Below are 18,972 nucleotides of genomic sequence, written 5' to 3' on the forward strand. Positions count from 1 at the left end.
TCGAGCTAGAGTGCGTCGCTTAGTCAGGTCTCAGTCGTTATAGGAAAACTTAATGCCGTATCGACGTCGCCCTTCCCCTAACGTGGGGAAGGGTTGTCTATGTGGACGCTAAAACTTACCACGTATCGACAAACGGCCGTTTCTTGCCTTCCCGCGCGGGTGCCTTGGGCACCGCATTCAGGCCGCGCAGCAGCCAGGCACGGGTTTCCAGCGGGTCGATCACCGCGTCGATCTCCAGGTAGCTGGCCATGTTCAGCCCTTTGCCGTTTTCGTAGGCCTTGGCCACCAGCTTGGCGAACAGCGCCTGCTTGGCCGCCTCATCCGGCTGGGCTTCCAGCTCCTTGGCGAAGCCCAGGCGCACCGCGCCCTCCAGGCCCATGGCGCCGAACTCGCCGCTGGGCCAGGCGATGGTGAACAGCGGCGAGTGAAAGCTGCCGGCGGCCATGGCCTGGGCGCCGAGGCCGTAGCCCTTGCGCAGCACCACGGTGAAGAACGGCACGCTGAGGCTGGCGGCGGCGACGAACATGCGTGAGACGTGGCGCACCGTGCCCTGCTTCTCCGCCTCCGGACCGACCATGAAGCCGGGGGTGTCGCACAGCGAGAGCATTGGGATATCGAAGGCGTCGCACAGTTGCATGAAGCGTGCGGCCTTGTCGCCGGATACTGCGTCGATAGCGCCGCCCAGGTGGCCTGGGTTGTTGGCGATCAGGCCGAACGGCTTGCCTTCGATGCGGATGAAGGCGGTGATCAGCCCCGGTGCGAACTGGCGACGCAGTTCCAGCACGCTGCCGTTGTCGGCCAGGGTTTCGATGACCTGGCGGATGTCGTAGACGCGCAGGCGGTTTTCCGGGATCAGGTGGCGCAGCTCACGCTGGTCGGCGCATTGCCAGTCGCTCAGCGGGCCCTGGAAGTAGGACAGGTATTGCTTGGCCACGGCCACGGCTTCGGTCTCATCCTCGACCAGTACGTCAATCACCCCGTTGGGGCCTTGCACCGATACCGGACCGACCTGCTCGGGCGTGAAGCTGCCCAGGCCGCCACCTTCGATCATCGCCGGGCCGGCCATGCCGAGGGTGGCGTCCTTGGCGGCGATGATCACGTCGCAGCAGCCCAGCAGCGCGGCGTTGCCGGCGAAGCAGCGGCCCGAGACAATCCCTATTGTAGGGACCAGGCCGGACAGCCTGGCCAGGCCGACGAAGGTGTGGCAATCGAGCCCGGCCACGCCGACGAAGTCGGTATCGCCCGGGCGACCGCCGCCGCCCTCGGCGAACAGCACCAGCGGCAGGCGCCACTGTTCGGCCAGGCCGAGCATGCGGTCGGTCTTCTTGTGGTTGATCACGCCCTGCGTGCCGGCGAATACCGTGTAGTCGTAGGCGATGGTCATGCAACGCGCCTGCTCCTTGCCGAACTGCCCGGCGTTGACCGTGCCGATGCCGGCCACCAGGCCGTCGGCCGGGCTCAACTCCAGCAGTTCTTCCGGCGAGCGGCGACGACGCTGGGCGGCCAGGGCCATGGCGCCGTATTCGATGAAGCTGCCTTCGTCGAGCAGGTCGGCGAGGTTCTCGCGGGTGGTGCGCTGGCCGGTCTTGCGGCGCTTGGCCACGGCCTGCGGGCGGCGCGCATCGGTCAGGCGGTCATGGCGTTCCAGTACTTCGGCGAGGTCGGCGCGGATGTGCGCCAGGTCCAGGCTCTGTTCGTCCTGGCCATCTGCGGCGCTGACCTCGGCGGGCTCGATGAACAGCAACGCCTGGCCTTCGCCCAGGGCGTCGCCCGGCTGTACGGCGATGGCGCGGACGATGCCGCTCTGCGTGGCCTTGACCACGAACTCCATCTTCATCGCTTCCAATACGGCGACATCCTGGCCAGCGGCGACACTGTCGCCCTCGGCCACCTCGAGGCACACCACCACGCCGGTGCTCGGCGTGTTCAGCGCCAGGGTGCCGGCCGGGGCATCGACCTGCTGGCGCTGGGCGCTGGTGCTGGCCGCGGTGTTGTTGAAGTAGTGGTGAGGATGCGCCTGCTGCTGGGGCGCGAGCAGGTCGGTCAGGTGGGTTTCGACGAAACGGGTGCTGACCTGGTTGCTCTGCACCTCATTGCGGCGCAGCAGGTTCTGCAGCAGGTGCAGGTTGTTGGCCACTCCTTCCAGGCGGAATTCACAGGCGGCGCGATAGACCCGGCGCAGGGCGGCTGGGTAGTCGCTGCCATGGGCGATCAGCTTGGCCAGCAGCGAGTCGTAGCTGGGGCTGACCGGGTAGCCGGCGTAGCCGTAGCCATCGACGCGCAGGCCGGGGCCACTCGGCGGCTCGTAGGCGCTCAGGGTGCCAACCGCCGGGCGGGTGCTGCCGTCGGCGAGCTGGGTTTCCAGGTTGATGCGCAGTTGCACGGCATAGCCATCGAGAGCAGGTGCCTGGCTCAGGCCCAGCTCGGCCAGGGACGCCCCGGCGATCAGGCGCAGTTGCGTTTGCAGCAGATCGACCCCGGTGACCTGCTCGGTGACGGTGTGTTCCACCTGCACCCGCGGGTTGGCTTCCATGAAATAGAAGCGCCCGGCCTGGCCCTCGTCGAGGAGGAATTCGAAGGTGCCGATGCCCTGGTAGTTCACCTCGCCGGCCAGTTTCAGCGCGCAGGCGATGATCGCCTCACGCACGTCGGCAGCCAGGCCGGGGCTGGGAGCGATCTCGATGAGTTTCTGGTTGCGCCGTTGCAGGCTGCAGTCACGCTCCCACAGGTGGCTGACCGCGCCACTGCCGTCGCCCAGCACCTGCACTTCGATGTGCCGTGCCTGGCTGACCAGTTGCTCGACATACAGCGCGCCGTTGCCGAACGCCGCCTGCGCTTCGGACTGGCAGCGGGCGTAGGCTTCGGCCAGTTCGGCCTCGCTGAACACCGCGCGCATGCCGCGTCCGCCGCCGCCGGCCAGGGCCTTGAGCATCACTGCTCCCCCGGCACCGAGGCTGTTCAGAAAGTCGCGGGCCTGCTCCAGCGTCACCGCCTGGTTGAGGCCGGCGACCAACGGCACTTCGCAGCGTTCGGCCAATGCGCGGGCGGCGGCCTTGTCGCCAAACAGCTCGAGCACCTCGGGTGCCGGGCCGACGAAGCGGATGCCGGCCGTGGCGCAGCGACGGGCGAACTCGGCGTTCTCGGCGAGAAAGCCGTAGCCAGGGTGGATCGCGTCGCAACCCTGTGCGACGGCAATCGCGATCAGCTGGTCCATGTCCAGGTAGGCCGGCACGCCACGGCCTTTGAGCGGTATGGCGAGGTCGGCCTTGCGTGTGTGCAGGCTGGCGGCGTCGTCCTCGGCGAAGACGGCGACCGAACGGATATCCAGGTCGGCACAGGCACGGGCGATACGGATGGCGATTTCGCCACGGTTGGCGATCAGCAGGGCTTGGAACATGGTGTCACTCACTCGTGGTAGGCAGCGGCGGCAGTTCGCGCTGCAGACGGATCAGGATGGCGGCCAGGTGGTGGTAGGCGGCGCCCCAGGCGAGCAGGGCGTCTTTCGCCACGCTGGTGCCGAGCACGCTGTGCAGGGCGTCTTGCAGGGCCTTGCCGAGCATGTCGAAGTGCACGTCCTGCAGGTCGATGCGCTGGTGCACGCGGGCGATCTTCGGCGCATGGCGCAGGAAGGGCTCGAGGTTGTCGAGGCTCGCGGCGTAGCTGGCCACGATGGCGGCCAGCGGCGGGAAATTCGCCTGGCGCAACAGCTCGTGGGCCGCGGGATGCTCGGCCGCCAGGTTGGCGTAAACCTGCTGGTTGATGGCCGCGGTCTGTGCCTTGAGTGCTGGGGCCGTCTGTTTGACCAGGCTCAGAGTCTGGGCGTCCAGAGCAGCGTTCATACGCGTTCCAGCTCCTGCTCGAGTTCGTTCTTCTTGACCTTGCCGGTGGCGGTCATGGGCAGGGATTCGACCACGCGGATCTCCGGTACCTTGTAGCTGGCCATGGCCTCTTTGCACCAGGCGAGCAGGCTGTCGGCGCTTTCGCCGCTGCCCGGCTTGAGCACGACGAAGGCCACCGGGCGCTGACCGCTGGTGGCATCAGTGCGGCCGATCACGGCGCTGGCGAGCAGGGCGGGGTGTTGACCGAGCATGGCTTCCAGCTCGCTGGGGAATACGCTCATGCCGTTGACCTTGAGCATTTCCTTGCGCCGGCCGAGGTAGCGGATGAAGCCCTGCTCGGTGATCTGGCCGAGGTCGCCGGTGTGCAGCCAGCCGTCCTTGAGAACGGCGGCGGATTCCTCCGGACGTTGCCAGTAACCGTGCAGCAGCGATGGCGTGCGCACGCACAACTCGCCTTCGCTGCCCAGCGGCAGCAGCTCGCCGGTGTTGAAGTCGCAGACCTTGAACTCGGTGCCCGGTACCGGCAGGCCGACGAAGGTCGGTGCGCTGGTGAGGTCGAAGTCATCCTCCTGCATGCCATAGGTGAAGGTGTCGCAGGTGTGGGTTTCGGTCATGCCGAAGCTGAATTCGAACAGGGTGCAGCCGGTGAGCTCGCGCCAGCGTGCGCGGTAGTCGCGGGTCAGCTTCTTGATGAAGGAAATGCTGCCGGTGCGGCGCAGCGAGCGCAGGTCGTAGTCGGCGACTTGCGGGTGGTCGAGCACCTCGGCGGCACTGTCGACCAGCAGGCCACAGTGGGTGACCCGGTAATGCTGCACGGCGCTCATGAATGCCGTGGCATCCCAGCGCGCCAGCAGCACCAGGCGGCCGCCACTGAAGATCGGGAACAGCAGGCCGGCGTTTTCCCCGGCGATCCAGAACTCCGGCAGGAAGTTGAGCATCACACTGTCGCGCTGCAGGTCGAGCGCCACGGGCAGGAAGCTGGCGCAGGTGTAGAGCATGTCGCCATGGGTGTGCACGCAGCCTTTGGGCAGGCCGGTGGTGCCGCCGGTGTAGTTCAGCGCGGCGATGTCGTCGAGTCGCGGATGGTACTGCGGCGTGGGCGCCTGGCAGGCGTCCAGCGCCGGGTAGAAGTCGATGAAGTCCTCGCCGCTGACTTTCGGCGCCAGCAACAGGTCCGGCACCGGGATGCTCGGGGTGGTCGGGCGCAGCTCGGACAGGCTGGTGGCGAGTACCTGGGTCAGTTGGCACTCCTCGCGCACCGCGCGCACCACCGGCAGCAGCTGGTCGAAGCAGAAGACCACCTGTGCGCCGCTGTCCTTGAGCTGGTAGCTCAGCTCCAGGGCCTTGGACAGCGGGCTGACCGGGGCATACACGGCGCCGATCTTGAGGATCGCGTAGAAGGCGATATGCAACTGCGGGCAGTTGGGCATGAACAGTGCAATGCGGTCGCCAGGGGCTACGCCAAGCTCAGTGAACAGGGCTGCGCAGCGGTCGGAGAGGCGGTCCAGTTCGGCATAGCTGAGGCTGTGGCCGTAGAAGTCCAGGGCAGGGGCCTCCGGTTGCAGGCGTGCCCAGCTCCGCAGGTATTCGCTGAGGGGCTGTTGACCGTGCGGGTAGTGCGCGTCGCGTGGCACGCCGACAGGCCAGGCAGCGGCCTGTAGCGCGGCCAACTGGTCAAGGTAGGTGGCTTGGTTCATGAGCGAGACCCTGTTGTTCTTGTCTGGCGCCATCTTAGGCAGCCGCGAACGGGGCGTAGAACTGATGCTTATTCATCGCTATCCATGAATTGTATGCATGGTTCCTGTAGCGGGCGTGCCTGCTAGGCTGTGGGCATTCTCGCTAAAGGTGCATAACCATGAATCAACAGCATGAATGGTCGGCGCTGGGGCGTATCGACCTGAACCTGTTCCGCGTGTTCGATGTGATCTACCGCGAGCGCAACCTCACGCGGGCCGCCGTAATCCTCAGCCTCAGCCAGTCTGCGGTGAGCCATGCGCTGGGCCGCCTGCGTGAGCAACTGGATGATCCGTTGTTCGTGCGTGAGGGCCGTGGCGTGGCGCCGACGCCGTTGGCGCGCCAGTTGGCGCCCGGTATCGAGGATGCCCTGAGCGGCTTGCTGCGCAGTGTCAGCCGGGGCCAGCATTTCGATCCGTTGCGTGATCGACGCAGCTTCGCCCTGAACATGCCGGAACAGATGGAACCGGTGGTGCTGCCCATGCTGATCGCGCACCTGCATCAAGTTGCGCCGCAACTGGAGGTGCGCAGCAGCAGCGTGCATTGGGCTGAGCTGAAACGCGAGCTGCTGGCGGGGCGTATCGACCTGGCCATCGAGATCGCCCGCCCGACCGATGCCGAATTGCGCCAGCAGATGCTGCGCCAGGACCCGCTCTGCGTGGTGGCCGGCCCGGCCTTCACGGGAGAACTGACGGTGCAGCGCTACCTGGCCGCCGAACACGTCGCGGTGACGTCGCGCCGACGTGGCATCTGCGTGGAGGACCTGGCCCTGGGGCACCTGGGCCTGGTGCGCGATGTGCGCCAGCGCTGCCAGCACTACCTGTCGGCGGCACTGCTGGTGGCGCAGAGCGAGCGGTTGCTGACCATGACCCGGCAGTACGCCGAGCTGGTCAACGTCGGCCTACCCAACCGGTTGCTGGAGCTGCCGCTGGAACTGCCGCCGGTGACCCTCAACCTGTACTGGTCGCGCGAAGCCGAGAGCGAGGCGGGCAATCGGTGGTTGCGTGGCCAGTTAATACAGTTGGCTGCGACGCGTCGGGACGGGCAGGCTTTCCAGCACTAGGGTCTGTTGACGTTTCGGCATGGATGGCCGGACCGAGGCTACTGCGGGCATTCGACTTTTTCGTGTCATGACGTACCGGTTGGTGGGCTAAAGCCCACCCTACAAAGCCTGAGCCTACGCGTAGGGTGGGCTTTAGCCCACCGTTGCGATGCCTCGACCTCTCTTACGGTGGCCAGATCTCGGATTAGCGCGCGGGCGTGGCCGTCAGATGTCGGGCGATGGCGCCACGCAGCGGGGTCATGCCTTGTGCCAGGCGTAGACCGGCACTGCGCAGCAGGCGGGCTGGCGGGCGGTCGTCGGTGTACAAGCCGACCAGCAGGCGGGTGGCCTGGTACAACGGCCAACTGGCCAGGCTCTGGGCACGGGCATAGCGCCTTAGCAGGTCGGGTGCGCCGATATCTCGCTCTGCACAGTGGGCTTCCAGCACCGCAGCAGCCAGGCGCTGCTGGCTTTGCAAACCGAGGTTGAAGCCATGGGCGGTGACCGGGTGCATGCCGATGGCCGCGTCGCCGATCAGCGCGCTACGGGCTGCGCACAGGCGCTCGGCGCGCACGCCAATCAGCGGATAGGCGTGACGGCTGCTGATCAGTTGCATCGCCCCCAGGCGCTGGTCGAAGCGGCGCTCCATCTCGCGGGCGAAGGCGTCTTCGTCGAGTGCCTGCAGGGCGTCGATCTCGCGCGGCGGCAGGGTCAGTACCGCCGAGCAGCAGTTGTCGTTGAGGGGCAGCAGGGCCAGGGTCTGGCCGTGGCCGAACCATTCCCAGGCGGTTTGCCGGTGCGAGCGTTCATGGCGCATGCGACAGACCAGCATGCTCTTGCCGAAGTCCTGCATGCGCGCACCGATACCCAGGCGTCGGCGGGTTTCCGAGAAACGGCTGTCGGCTGCCACCAGCAGGCGGGTACGCAGTTCGCGGCCATCCTTCAGGCGCAGGCTGGCGCCGCTGCTGTCGGTGTGCAGGTCGTCGATCTGGGCCTCGTCGAGCCACTGCACATCGTCGCATTCGGCCACGGCCTGATAGGCGGCGCGGCGGATCGCCTGGTTCGCCACCAGATAGCCAAGGCGCTGCTGGCCGACCTGTTCGGCCTGGAAACGCAGGGCGAACAGCGACGGGCCGTTGAGGACTTGCGCATCGCGCAGCGGAGCCATGTCGTCCGCTGCGAAGCGCTGCCACAGCCCGAGGTGCTGGAGGATGTGCTGAGAGGCATGGGTCAGGGCGATCTCACGGCCATCGAATGCCGGTTCGGCCAGCTCCGCACGTGCCTGGCGTTCGATCAGCGCGATGGACAGTCCGTGCCCGGACAGCGAACGGGCCAGGCACAGACCCGCCGGGCCCGCGCCGACGATGGCGATATCCACATTCATGCAATGGCACTCCTGCCTTGGACGATGGCCGGAGTCTAGGGTGTAGGCAGGCGTGGGTTATTGCCCGAGATCATGTTGCGTGGCGGTACCAGGCACTTGCAGTTCAAGCCGTAGGGTGCGCCATGCGCACCGGGGGCTTTTGAGGCTTGATGGGCTGCAGGCTCAGTTGCGCCGTTCGACGATATACCGCGCCAGCTCGCGCAGCGGCTCGGCGCTGGTGCCAAACGGGGTGAGTGCCTGGAGCGCCTGGTCGAGCAGTTCCAGGGCATAGGCCTTGGCAGCATCGAGGCCGAGCAGGGCCGGGTAGGTGGGTTTGTCGTGGGCCTGGTCCTTGCCCTGGGTCTTGCCCAGCGTGGCGGTGTCGCTTTCCACGTCGAGGATGTCGTCCTGCACCTGGAATGCCAGGCCGATGGCCTGTGCATAGTGCTGCAGCGCTTGCAGCGAGGCCTCATCGGCCTTGCCGCTGGCCAGGGCGCCGAGGCGCACGCTGGCTTCGATCAGGGCGCCGGTCTTGTGCCGGTGCATGACTTCCAGGGCCGGTTTGTCGAGCGGATGGCCGACCGACTCCAGGTCGATGGCCTGGCCACCGACCATGCCTGCGGGGCCGGCAGCACGTGCCAGGCTCATGACCATGGACAGGCGCAGGTCGGCCTGGGGCGGGTTGTGGCGGTTACCGGCGAGCACGTCGAAGGCCAGGCTTTGCAAGCCGTCGCCGGCGAGGATCGCGCAGGCTTCGTCGAAGGCCTTGTGGGTGGTCGGCTGGCCGCGACGCAGGTCGTCGTCGTCCATGGCGGGCAGGTCGTCGTGCACCAGCGAGTAGGCGTGGATCAGCTCAACTGCGCAGGCTGCGCCGTCGGCGTGGTCCAGGTCGCCGTCCAGTGCTTCGCAGGCGGCGTAGACCAGCAGCGGGCGAACCCGTTTGCCGCCGTTGACCACGCTGTAGCGCATGGCCTGGTAAATGCGGGCGAGTTCACTGCGCGGGGCTTCGAAGAGGGTTTCCAGGGTGGCGTCGACACGTGCCTGGCAACGTTGCTGGTAGGCCGCAATCATGCCTGTTGGTCCGCGTCGAAGGGGGCTTCCTCCAGTTCGCCGTCGCGTTCCAGGAGAATCTGCACTTTCTGCTCGGCCTGGGCCAGGGAGGCCTGGCAGTCACGGGTCAGGCGAATGCCCTGCTCGAAGGCAGTCAGCGAGTCTTCCAGCGACAGTTCGCCGCCTTCCAGGCGCTCGACCAGTTGCTGCAGGTCGGCGAGGGATTGTTCGAAGTCGATGGCGGCTTTCTTGCGGGCCATGGCAATGATCTCGTGAGGCGCGGCACTCAGTGCCGCGAGGGACGGGGATGGCTTAGAAGCGCAGCACTTCGTTGTTGCTGCGAACCGGCTCGAGCAGGGGCGGCTGTGGCGCCTGGGGCTTGGGCGGTCGGACGGGCGCGGGAGCCGGCTTTGGCGCTTCGGCGATGGGCTGGTTGCGCAGAGGCTCAATGGCCGTGGCCAGTTGCTCGACCAGTTGCCGCAGCAGCACGCTCTGCGCGCGTACCTGTTCGGCCGGGCTGCCGGTATGGGCCTGTTCCAGGCGCAGCAGGCGGCTGTCACGCAGCTTGCCGCTACGGTCGAGCAGGCGCCACTGGGCTTCCAGTACGGCGGGGTGATTGGGGCCGGAATCCAGGCGGCTGATGGTCAGCAGCACTTGAACATCGGGGGTGAAGCCGGCATTGGCTGGTGCCAATACCAGGCGTTGGCTGTCCAGGCGCGAGGCCAGTTGGCGCAACAGGACCTGGTCGATGTCCGACGCCAGGCTGCCGGCCCAGCGGGCATCGTCAGCGGGCACCAGGCTGCCGTCGGCCTGGCGCTGGAGGAAGGCTTCACGTTGCAGGTAATCGGCAATGGAGACGGGGCCGAGCAATACGGCCAGGCCTTGACTCTGCTTCGGTACGCTCGGGCTGCCGCCGTCGAGCTGGTACAGCGGAATCGCTTTGTGCGCCGTACAGCCAGCCAGACCCAGCAGGCCGGTCAGCAGCAGAGCAACGGGGAGGCGCAACACACTCATTTTTTCACCCTTGTGGTCCCGGCAAACGGCCGGTATTGATACACGGCGCGGGCGTCGAGCCCGCGGCCGCCTATCATCCGTCAAAGCGCCCTCGGACTCCAGTCCGAAGCGCCCTACGGGGCTCGAGGTGCGGTTTTCGCAATGCTGATGGGTCTCGAGTCATACAGGATCGGCGCGCACAGCCTGGCAGCCTTGCGCGCCCACAGATGCCTGTCAGCTCGGGGTTTCCACCAGCAGTGCATCGACGCGCTGGAAGCCACGTGGCAGCTTGTTGCCGCGCCGGCCGCGTTCGCCCTTGTAGTGTTCCAGGTCATCCGGCTTGAGCGACAGCGTGCGTTTGCCCGCTTGCAGCACCAGGGTGGCGCCGGTCGGTAGCACGGCCAGGTCGGTGAGGTATTCCTCGCGGCTGGCGACACGGTCACCGGGGATGCCGATGATCTTGTTGCCCTTGCCTTTGCCCAGTTGTGGCAGGTCGGCGACCTTGAACAGCAGCAGACGGCCCTCGGTGGTCACCGCGGCCAGCCAGTCTTCCTCGCGATTGGCCAACGGTTTGGGCGGCACCACCAGGGCGCCGGCGGGCAGGCTGAGCAGGGCCTTGCCGGCCTTGTTCTTGGCCTGCAGGTCCTCGCCCTTGACCACGAAGCCGTAGCCGGCATCCGAAGCGATCACGTACAGCGCGTTGTCGTCCGGCAGCAGGACGCAGTCGAAGGTTGCGCCCGGTGGCGGTTGCAGGCGACCGGTGAGCGGTTCGCCCTGGCCACGGGCGGACGGCAACGAATGCGCCGCCAGCGAGTAGCTGCGTCCGGTGGAGTCGATGAACACCGCGTACTGGTTCGAGCGGCCCGGCGCGGCGGTCTTGAAACCGTCGCCGGCCTTGTACGACAGGCCGGTGGCGTCGATGTCGTGGCCTTTGGCACAGCGCACCCAGCCTTTTTCCGAGAGCACCACGGTGACCGGCTCGGTCGGCATCAGCTCGGTTTCGGAAAGTGCCTTGGCCTCGGCGCGGGCGACGATCGGTGAGCGGCGTGCGTCGCCGTACTTCTCGGCATCGTCGAGGATTTCCTGGCGTACCAGTTTCTTCAGCTTGGCTTCGCTGCCGAGCAGGGCCAGCAGCTTGGTGCGCTCCTTGGCCAGTTCGTCCTGCTCGCCACGGATCTTCATTTCCTCGAGGCGCGCGAGCTGGCGCAGGCGGGTGTCGAGGATGTAGTCGGCCTGGATGTCGGTGAGGCCGAAGCGCTCCATCAGCACCGGCTTCGGCGAGTCCTCGGTGCGGATGATGTGGATCACTTCATCGAGGTTGAGGAACGCGGTGAGCAAACCTTCCAACAGGTGCAGGCGGCGTTCCACCTTGTCCAGGCGGAACTGCAGGCGGCGGCGCACGGTGCCGACGCGGTACTGCAGCCATTCCGTCAGCAGGGTGCGCAGATCCTTGACCTGCGGCTTGCCGTCCAGGCCGATGACGTTGGTGTTGACCCGGTAGCTGGATTCCAGCTCGGTGGTGGCGAACAGGTGCTGCATCAACTCGTCGGCATCCACACGGTTGGAGCGCGGGATGATGACGATGCGGCACGGGTGCTCATGGTCCGACTCGTCGCGCAGGTCGGCGACCATCGGCAGCTTTTTCGCCTGCATCTGCGCGGCGATCTGCTCCAGCACCTTGGCCCCGGAGACCTGATGTGGCAGGGCGGTGACCACGATGTCGCCATCCTCGACGCGGTACACGGCGCGCATACGCACCGAGCCACGGCCGGTCTCGTAGATCTTCAGCAAGTCGGCGCGCGGGGTGATGACTTCCGCTTCGGTCGGGTAGTCCGGGCCGAGGACGTGCTCGCACAGTTGCTCGACGGTGGCGTTCGGCTCGTCCAGCAGGCGTACGCAGGCGGCGGCGACTTCTCGCAGGTTGTGCGGCGGTACGTCGGTGGCCATGCCCACGGCGATGCCGGTGGTGCCGTTCAGCAAAAGGTTGGGCAGGCGCGCCGGCAGGGTCGCTGGCTCATCGAGGGTGCCGTCGAAGTTCGGCACCCAGTCGACGGTGCCCTGGCCCAGCTCGCTGAGCAGCACTTCCGAATAGCGCGACAGGCGCGCCTCGGTGTAGCGCATGGCGGCAAAGGACTTGGGGTCGTCCGGCGCACCCCAGTTGCCCTGGCCGTCGACCAGTGTGTAGCGATAGCTGAACGGCTGGGCCATCAGCACCATGGCTTCGTAGCAGGCGCTGTCGCCATGGGGGTGGAATTTACCGAGTACGTCACCGACGGTACGTGCCGATTTCTTGTGCTTGGAGTCGGCGTCCAGGCCCAGCTCGCTCATGGCGTAGATGATCCGCCGCTGCACCGGCTTGAGGCCGTCGCCGATATGCGGCAACGCGCGGTCCATGATCACGTACATGGAGTAGTTGAGATAAGCCTGCTCGGTGAAATCGGCGAGGGAACGTCGTTCCACGCCTTCCAGGCTCAAATCGAGGGAATCGCTCATGCGTGCCTCATGGTCATTTCAGAGAAGTCGATTGGCGCAGCACCAGGGTGCCGCCCTTTTGAGTGAATTCGAGTTGCTTGAGGGCGCTCATGCCGAGCAGTACCTGGTCGCCGTCCATGCCGGGGGCGATCAGCGCGGCCACGTCGCGCAAGTGGATATCGCCGAGCTGCACGCTGCTCAGGCGCGTACGAAAACCGGCGGACAGGCCATTGGCCGTGCTCAGGGTAACGGGAGAGCCGGGCTTGAGGTTAAGCCGTTTGGCCAGCTCGGCAGGAATCGCCACGGCGCTGGCGCCGGTGTCCAGCAGGAAGGTCACGGTCTCGCCGTTGATTTGCCCGTCGAGCAGGTAATGGCCACCGCGGCCGCTGGCCAGGCGCACTTCGATGTAGTCGCCGCCATGCACGGACTGTGGCTGCTGGTTGGGGTTGTTCTGCCGATCTTCCCACTTGCCGAAGAAATGCGTGGCCAGCAGCAGGCCGGCGCCCCAGGCGAGGATCAACATCACTCGCCCGGCGCGTTTGCCGGCAGGTTGCTGCTCGCTCACGGCGCGTTCCAGCCGCCCTTGGGCGCGGCGAAGTGCCAGACGATCGGACGGTTTTCACCGTCGCCTCGGGCTTTTCCACCGTTATCCAGGCCAATCCACGCCGCCTTGTCGTCCAGCCAGAGCGCTTCGGCCATGCCGTAGGCGACCGGATAGCGGCGGGCGTCGGTGAGCGCCTCGGCGGCGAATGACCAGCACTTCTCCAGTTTGCCGTCAGCCAGGTTGCGGCGGCAGATGCGGTAGGCGCCACGCTCCAGGGTGAAGAGTTTTTCGTTGAAGTAACTAACATCGGCAAAATCACGCGGCAGGCTGATGCCGCGATCCGGCTGGCTCAGCGATGGCTCCTGGCCCGCCTGGGACAGCAGCACGCAACTGCCGGCGCAGCGCCAGCTGTTGTTCTTCTTGTGCAGCACCAGCAGCCCGCGCCGTTCGCGCTCGGCGGCCAGCCACAGGCGCTCGCCTGCAGGGTCGACGGCAATCCCTTCGAGCAGGGCGTTGAAGTGCAGCAGCATGCCACTGGCCCGCGCCTGGCGTATCAGGCTCGCTGGCAGGTTGAGCCAGTCGGCCGTTCCGCCGGGGGTGATCTGCAGGACCGCGGCGTGAGCTTCGCTGACCAGGTAGCGGTTGCCGGCGCTGTCGCAGGTCAGACCTTCGAAGTCCAGATCGCCGCCACGGACCAGGCCGGCAGCCCAGGTGCGCATGCGCAGGCCCCAGGGCAGGCCGCTGGGTGGCGGGGGCGGGGCCTCGAAGGTTTCTGCCTCGGCCAGCCAGGCGCCTTCCTGTTCCTGCAGACGATACAGGCGATTATCGTCGCGGTCGGAGACGGCCAGCCATTCATCGGCGCACCGGGCGAGGCCGGAGAGGTGGCCATTGCTCATACCATTCACCGGGTGCTCGGCTACCAGTTTGAGTTCGACCAGTGGCGTTTCGGCGGCCTGCAGGGCGGTGCTCAGCAGCAGTCCCAGCAGCGTGGTGGCCAGGGGAGCAGACCCTAACCTCATGCCAGAACCTCGGCCAGGTTGCCTTTGGATTCCAGCCAGCTCTTGCGGTCGCCGGCGCGTTTCTTCGCCAGCAGCATGTCCATCATCTCGCGCGTGCCCTCGAAGTCTTCCAGGGTCAGTTGCACCAGGCGCCGGGTGTTGGGGTCCATGGTGGTTTCGCGCAGTTGTGGCGGGTTCATTTCACCCAGGCCCTTGAAGCGGGTGACCTGTGGCTTGCCGCGGCGTTTTTCCGCGACCAGACGATCAAGAATGCCGTCGCGTTCGGCGTCGTCCAGGGCATAGAAGATGTCCTTGCCCAGGTCGATACGGTACAGCGGCGGCATGGCGACATAGACGTGGCCGGCGTCCACCAGTGGGCGGAAGTGGCGCACGAACAGGGCGCAGAGCAGGGTGGCGATGTGCAGGCCGTCGGAGTCGGCGTCGGCGAGGATGCAGATCTTGCCGTAGCGCAACTGGGTCAGGTCGTTGGAGCCGGGATCGATGCCGATGGCTACGGCGATATCGTGGACTTCCTGGCTGGCGAGCACTTCGCCACCGTCGACTTCCCAGGTGTTCAGGATCTTGCCGCGCAACGGCATGATCGCCTGGAACTCCTTGTCGCGCGCCTGCTTGGCCGAGCCGCCGGCGGAGTTACCTTCGACCAGGAACAGTTCCGAACGCATCGGGTCCTGGCCGGCGCAGTCAGCCAGCTTGCCGGGCAGTGCCGGTCCCTGGGTGATCTTCTTGCGCTCGACCTTCTTGCCGGCCTTGAGGCGGCGGCCGGCGTTGCTGATCGCCAACTCGGCCAGGGCCAGGCCGGTTTCCGGGTGGGCGTTGAGCCACAGGCTGAAGGCATCCTTGACCACGCCGGCGACAAAGGCTGCCGCCTCGCGCGATGACAGACGCTCCTTGGTCTGCCCGGAGAATTGCGGCTCCTGCATCTTCATCGAGAGGACGAAGGCGATGCGTTCCCAGACGTCCTCCGGTGCCAGCTTGACCCCGCGCGGCAACAGGTTGCGGAATTCGCAGAACTCGCGCATGGCATCCAGCAGGCCCTGGCGCAGTCCATTTACATGGGTGCCGCCCTGCGCGGTGGGGATCAGGTTGACGTAGCTTTCCTGCACGCTCTCGCCGCCTTCGGGCAGCCACAGCAGAGCCCAGTCCACCGCTTCCTTGTTGCCGGCCAGGCTGCCGACGAAGGGTTCTTCGGGCAGGCGCAGGTATTCGCTGACCGAGTCGGCCAGGTAGGAGCGCAGGCCGTCCTCGTAGTGCCATTGCACGGTCTCGCCGCTGGCCTTGTCGGTGAAGGTCACCTCCAGGCCGGGGCACAGCACGGCCTTGGCCTTGAGCACGTGCTTGAGGCGGCTGACCGAGAATTTGTACGAGTCGAAGTACTTGGCGTCCGGCCAGAAGTGCACGCTGGTGCCGGTGTTGCGCTTGCCGACTGTGCCCACCACGGCCAGGTCGGTGGCTTTGAAGCCGTCGGCGAAGCTCATCTGGTATTCGTTGCCATCACGCTTGACCGTGACCACCACGCGGGTCGACAGGGCGTTGACCACGCTGATGCCCACACCGTGCAGGCCGCCGGAGAATTGGTAGTTCTTGTTGGAGAACTTGCCGCCCGCGTGCAGCTTGGTGAGGATCAGCTCGACACCGGGCACGCCCTCTTCGGGGTGGATGTCCACCGGCATGCCACGGCCGTCGTCGAGCACTTCCAGCGAGTTGTCTTCATGCAGGATCACCTGCACCGACTTGGCGTGCCCGGCGAGGGCTTCGTCGACGCTGTTGTCGATGACTTCCTGGGCCAGGTGGTTGGGCCGCGAGGTGTCGGTGTACATGCCCGGGCGCTTGCGCACCGGGTCGAGGCCGGAGAGGACTTCGATGGCATCGGCGTTGTAGGTGTTCTGCTGGGCCATGGGGTCTCTTGCTAAGTCAGTTGGTCAGGACGCGGGCAGGCAGGCGCGAAGGCGTGCAGCGCGGACTCAAAGGGTAGAAAAGTCGAAATCTTGCCAGATTGCCGGGGCAAAGCCAGCCAGGGACAGTATTTCCGGGAGGCGCTCGGCAAAACCCTGGTAGCTGTGGTCGCCACCTTCACGGATATCCAGCGTGCAGCCTGCGTAGTAAGCCTGTGCGTGGCGGTAGTCGAGGGTCTCGTCAGCCGTCTGCAGCCACACATGGTACCGCTGGGGATCACGCGGCGGGGCAACTTCCAGTTCGGCGAGGGCCTGCACATGATCGTGGGTGAGCTGCCAGGTTTCACCCGTGTAATGGTTGGTCTGCGGGCCGAGGTGACCGTCGAAACGCTTGTGCGGCGTAACGGCCGGGTTGATCAGCAGGGCATCGAGGCCATGCTGTTGTGCCAGGTAGGTGGCGTAATAGCCACCCAGGGAGCTGCCTACCAGCAGCGGCCGGCCCAGTTCGGCAATGCCGGCCTGCAACTGCTCGATGGCCTGGCGTGGATGATGATGCAGGGCCGGAACACGCAACTGTGCGCTCAGGTCCGCGTGCTGGACGGCGCGAATCAACTGGCTGGCCTTGGTGGAGGCGGGCGAGCTGTTGAGGCCGTGGATATAAAGGATGCTGGTCATGGGGTGGGGAGGCTACTAGCTCGCAGCGCCAGGCTGCAAGCTGGGGAGTGATGCGGACTGTTATCGGCGGTGTTGTAGTGGTGGCTCTGCAGCCTTGCTCCGATAAGCACGGCGGCCGGAAAGGGGGGAGCCCAGATTTCCGGCCGGCGTGGGTCTTCAACTGGTTTCGATATGTTTGCCGATGGCGTTCCCTGCTTGCTCCAACCAACCGGGCGCTGTGGCAGATGACTGGGTTGCCGAGGCGAGTTGCCCGGAAACGGTATTGAACAGGCTGGGTGGTTTGGCCTGGGCCGCCTCTGCTTCTGCGGCCTGATGGGCCTTGAAAATGGCTTGCAGCTCCGGTGTGTTGGCGGTTTGGGCGGTCAGCGGCTGCGGGGCGGGCATCGCATCGATTGCCTGCAGCGCATTGCCGGGTTCACGTGTGTAGGTCCGCAGTTTCTCGATCCCGCTCATCATGGGGTAGGCAATGCCAGTCAATGGGTCGAAGGCGCTGATCAACGGTGTGCTGGGTTGAAGCGGCTGGCCGGGCATGGGCAGCTTGCCGCGAATCACTGGCACCGCCACGGTCGGGAGTATCAGACCCAGCAGGTAGCGTGGGTCGCGGCGCTTGACCGAGAGGCCAATGCTGCTGACGGCAATCGCCAAGCCAACCACTCGGCTTGCGGTTAGCAGCGGGGTCATGCTCTTGTTCGACTCGTTGTCGAAGTGCACCAGGCGATAGCGGAAATAGTCGGTCCAGGTTTCCCGCGCCCCCATTGGGGAACTGTTCATGAACCAGGCGCGGGAGTCATGGACGTGATCATCGAACAGCCCGACGAGCAGTTCCTGCCCTGGCAGGATCGCCCCATTCTCGGTGAACAGGGCCTTGTGGCAGGCCGTGCCGTTGGTGTGGATGCTTTTGAACTGCTCGGCTTCATCTTCCTCGTTGATCAGGTACACGATCCCCGAAAAGGCATTGATCACGGCCTCAGTGATAGAGATCTCATCGCGGACGGGGCCCCATTGGCCGAGATAGTCGCGCGAAAACTCGGCGGCGGCACCTTCCAGCTGGCGTTTGTCGAGCATGGGCTCATAGGCCTTTTCGAGATTGAGTGCCTTGTAGGCCGGCAGTCCGCCGATCAACTGCAGGTCATTGTCGAAGGTGACGATCCCTTTGATCGTGGTTTTGGTATAGCCCTTGCAGTCCCCCGGGCTCACTGCACGATTGGCTTCCAGACGCGTTTGGCATGTTACGAACTCCTCGCCTTTGCGCTGGCGGGCCAGTTCGTCGTGTCTGTGTTCGTGAAGTCTTTCCTTGGCTTTCCAGATGTTCTTGGGCTCGTCATCACTGGTGATATTCCCGTAAAACCCGGTTTTCTTGACGCCGCCGTGGTAGCGCGCAATGCGCCAACCGGTAATCAACTCGGTTTCGTTACGGACGACGGCTTCGAGAGGAAGTTTCTTGCTGGTCTTGCTGGCGTGTGCTTGCCAGGCGTTGAAGCGGGTGATGATTTGTTCGGAGATGTTGAATTCGGCTTTGAACTCGTCGTTTATTTCTAGCAGGGGCTCAAGTGCTAATAGTTCGCCTGTGAGCGCGTCGGGCAGTACCTGTAAGGGAGCTCCAGCATCAAACGCCTCCTTGTACATATGGTGCAGGGTAACCTGGGATAGCAAGTCGCGTGAGCGCATGGCCTTGCCCTGATCGCCTGCTGGATAACCGCCGCCGATATCCGAGTGCATGCCGGGATAAACGTACTCGATGGTGTTGCCGCGGTAGCGGGATGGCCTGTCCATGTCGAGGCTGCCGTCGGCTTTGCGTTCGCGCCGACGGATTGAGTCCAGAGGGAAGCTGGCACGCTGCTCATGAGCCGACACCAGGTGCACGCAACGCTTGAGGAAGCGCTGGTCGTCGGGAAGGCGCGTGTCTTCGTCCGGCAGGCGCATGGTGCCACCGGCCCAGGCCATGTGCCCGGCGGCAAAGGGAACGCTGTCGGCCAGACCGACGGCGGCCACGGTGTCGAACAGCCCGAGGAATTCGATGGAGATTGGTAGGCCGGCAAACCGATAGGGAGCTGTTCCGCTGGCATCCGGCTGGCGCACCAGTTCCAGCAGCCAGTTGCAGAAGGCGCGTGCCTGGGCAGCACCCCGGGAAAAACCGTAGACATACAGGCGAATAGAGAGCAGCTCCGGCTTTTTCCCCTGGACCTTGCGCTCCAGCAACTTGCTTTCCAGCTCGTTCATCAAGGGGCGCATAGTATTTTCACGATTGCGCCGGCCGTTGCTGAAGGCTTCGGTCAGCCACCAATGGGTGCCCATCTGTTTGACAAGATCCAGTGTTTGGGGATCATCGAGTGGTAATCCCGTAAGCAC

At 65.6% G+C, this 18,972-nt stretch carries 14 protein-coding genes; 1 reads left to right on the forward strand and 13 read right to left on the reverse strand.

Annotated elements, in window-relative coordinates; all coding sequences use genetic code 11:
- Positions 1-115: 115 nt before the first annotated feature.
- From ACWPW0_RS03365 to ACWPW0_RS03375, 3 genes are read right to left on the reverse strand one after another with little or no spacing between them, the layout of a single operon-like run.
- The gene (locus ACWPW0_RS03365) at positions 116-3,397 is read right to left on the reverse strand and encodes a carboxyl transferase domain-containing protein (RefSeq protein WP_454254418.1); all 3,282 of its coding nucleotides are present in this window, start codon (positions 3,395-3,397) and stop codon (positions 116-118) included.
- A gap of 4 nt (positions 3,398-3,401) precedes the next feature.
- Positions 3,402-3,839: a hypothetical protein gene (locus ACWPW0_RS03370; protein WP_454254419.1), complete on the reverse strand. Its 438-nt coding sequence runs from the start codon at positions 3,837-3,839 to the stop codon at positions 3,402-3,404.
- Positions 3,836-5,536: an AMP-binding protein gene (locus tag ACWPW0_RS03375; RefSeq protein ID WP_454254420.1), complete on the reverse strand. Its 1,701-nt coding sequence runs from the start codon at positions 5,534-5,536 to the stop codon at positions 3,836-3,838. The genes ACWPW0_RS03370 and ACWPW0_RS03375 overlap by 4 nt, the downstream gene beginning before the upstream one ends.
- A gap of 158 nt (positions 5,537-5,694) precedes the next feature.
- Between ACWPW0_RS03375 and ACWPW0_RS03380 the strand changes: the two genes are divergently transcribed.
- Positions 5,695-6,636 (forward strand): LysR family transcriptional regulator, encoded by a 942-nt coding sequence (locus ACWPW0_RS03380; protein WP_454254421.1) that lies wholly within the window; start codon positions 5,695-5,697, stop codon positions 6,634-6,636.
- A 184-nt stretch (positions 6,637-6,820) separates the two neighbouring features.
- On the opposite strand, the gene ubiM is transcribed toward ACWPW0_RS03380, so the two are convergent.
- The 10 genes from ubiM to ACWPW0_RS03430 form a co-directional block, all read right to left on the reverse strand.
- Positions 6,821-7,999 (reverse strand): 5-demethoxyubiquinol-8 5-hydroxylase UbiM, encoded by a 1,179-nt coding sequence (gene ubiM / locus ACWPW0_RS03385; RefSeq protein ID WP_454254422.1) that lies wholly within the window; start codon positions 7,997-7,999, stop codon positions 6,821-6,823.
- 162 nt (positions 8,000-8,161) lie between these two features.
- The gene (ispA, locus tag ACWPW0_RS03390) at positions 8,162-9,049 is read right to left on the reverse strand and encodes a (2E,6E)-farnesyl diphosphate synthase (RefSeq protein ID WP_454254423.1); all 888 of its coding nucleotides are present in this window, start codon (positions 9,047-9,049) and stop codon (positions 8,162-8,164) included.
- Positions 9,046-9,288 carry an exodeoxyribonuclease VII small subunit gene (locus tag ACWPW0_RS03395; RefSeq protein WP_447588998.1) on the reverse strand — a complete coding sequence of 81 codons (243 nt, stop codon included), beginning with the start codon at positions 9,286-9,288 and terminating at the stop codon, positions 9,046-9,048. Before ACWPW0_RS03395 ends, ispA begins: the two co-directional genes overlap by 4 nt.
- Positions 9,289-9,340: 52 nt before the next feature.
- Complete coding sequence (locus ACWPW0_RS03400; RefSeq protein WP_447589000.1) at positions 9,341-10,042, reverse strand: PqiC family protein; 702 nt, start codon at positions 10,040-10,042, stop codon at positions 9,341-9,343.
- A gap of 213 nt (positions 10,043-10,255) precedes the next feature.
- Positions 10,256-12,514 (reverse strand): DNA topoisomerase IV subunit A, encoded by a 2,259-nt coding sequence (parC, locus tag ACWPW0_RS03405; RefSeq protein ID WP_447589002.1) that lies wholly within the window; start codon positions 12,512-12,514, stop codon positions 10,256-10,258.
- Between the two features lie 13 nt (positions 12,515-12,527).
- Positions 12,528-13,058 (reverse strand): retropepsin-like aspartic protease family protein, encoded by a 531-nt coding sequence (locus tag ACWPW0_RS03410; RefSeq protein ID WP_454254424.1) that lies wholly within the window; start codon positions 13,056-13,058, stop codon positions 12,528-12,530.
- Positions 13,055-14,056, reverse strand: coding sequence for an esterase-like activity of phytase family protein (locus tag ACWPW0_RS03415; protein WP_454254425.1), 1,002 nt, complete (start codon positions 14,054-14,056; stop codon positions 13,055-13,057). The genes ACWPW0_RS03410 and ACWPW0_RS03415 overlap by 4 nt, the downstream gene beginning before the upstream one ends.
- Positions 14,053-15,951 (reverse strand): DNA topoisomerase IV subunit B, encoded by a 1,899-nt coding sequence (parE, locus tag ACWPW0_RS03420; protein WP_454254426.1) that lies wholly within the window; start codon positions 15,949-15,951, stop codon positions 14,053-14,055. Before parE ends, ACWPW0_RS03415 begins: the two co-directional genes overlap by 4 nt.
- 66 nt (positions 15,952-16,017) lie before the next feature.
- Entirely contained in the window at positions 16,018-16,623 is a 606-nt protein-coding gene (locus tag ACWPW0_RS03425) for a YqiA/YcfP family alpha/beta fold hydrolase (RefSeq protein WP_454254427.1), read from the reverse strand.
- Between the two features lie 156 nt (positions 16,624-16,779).
- Positions 16,780-18,855 (reverse strand): T6SS phospholipase effector Tle1-like catalytic domain-containing protein, encoded by a 2,076-nt coding sequence (locus tag ACWPW0_RS03430; RefSeq protein WP_454254428.1) that lies wholly within the window; start codon positions 18,853-18,855, stop codon positions 16,780-16,782.
- Positions 18,856-18,972 lie beyond the last annotated feature (117 nt).

The sequence above is a fragment of the Pseudomonas sp. Marseille-Q8238 genome, assembly GCF_965111915.1.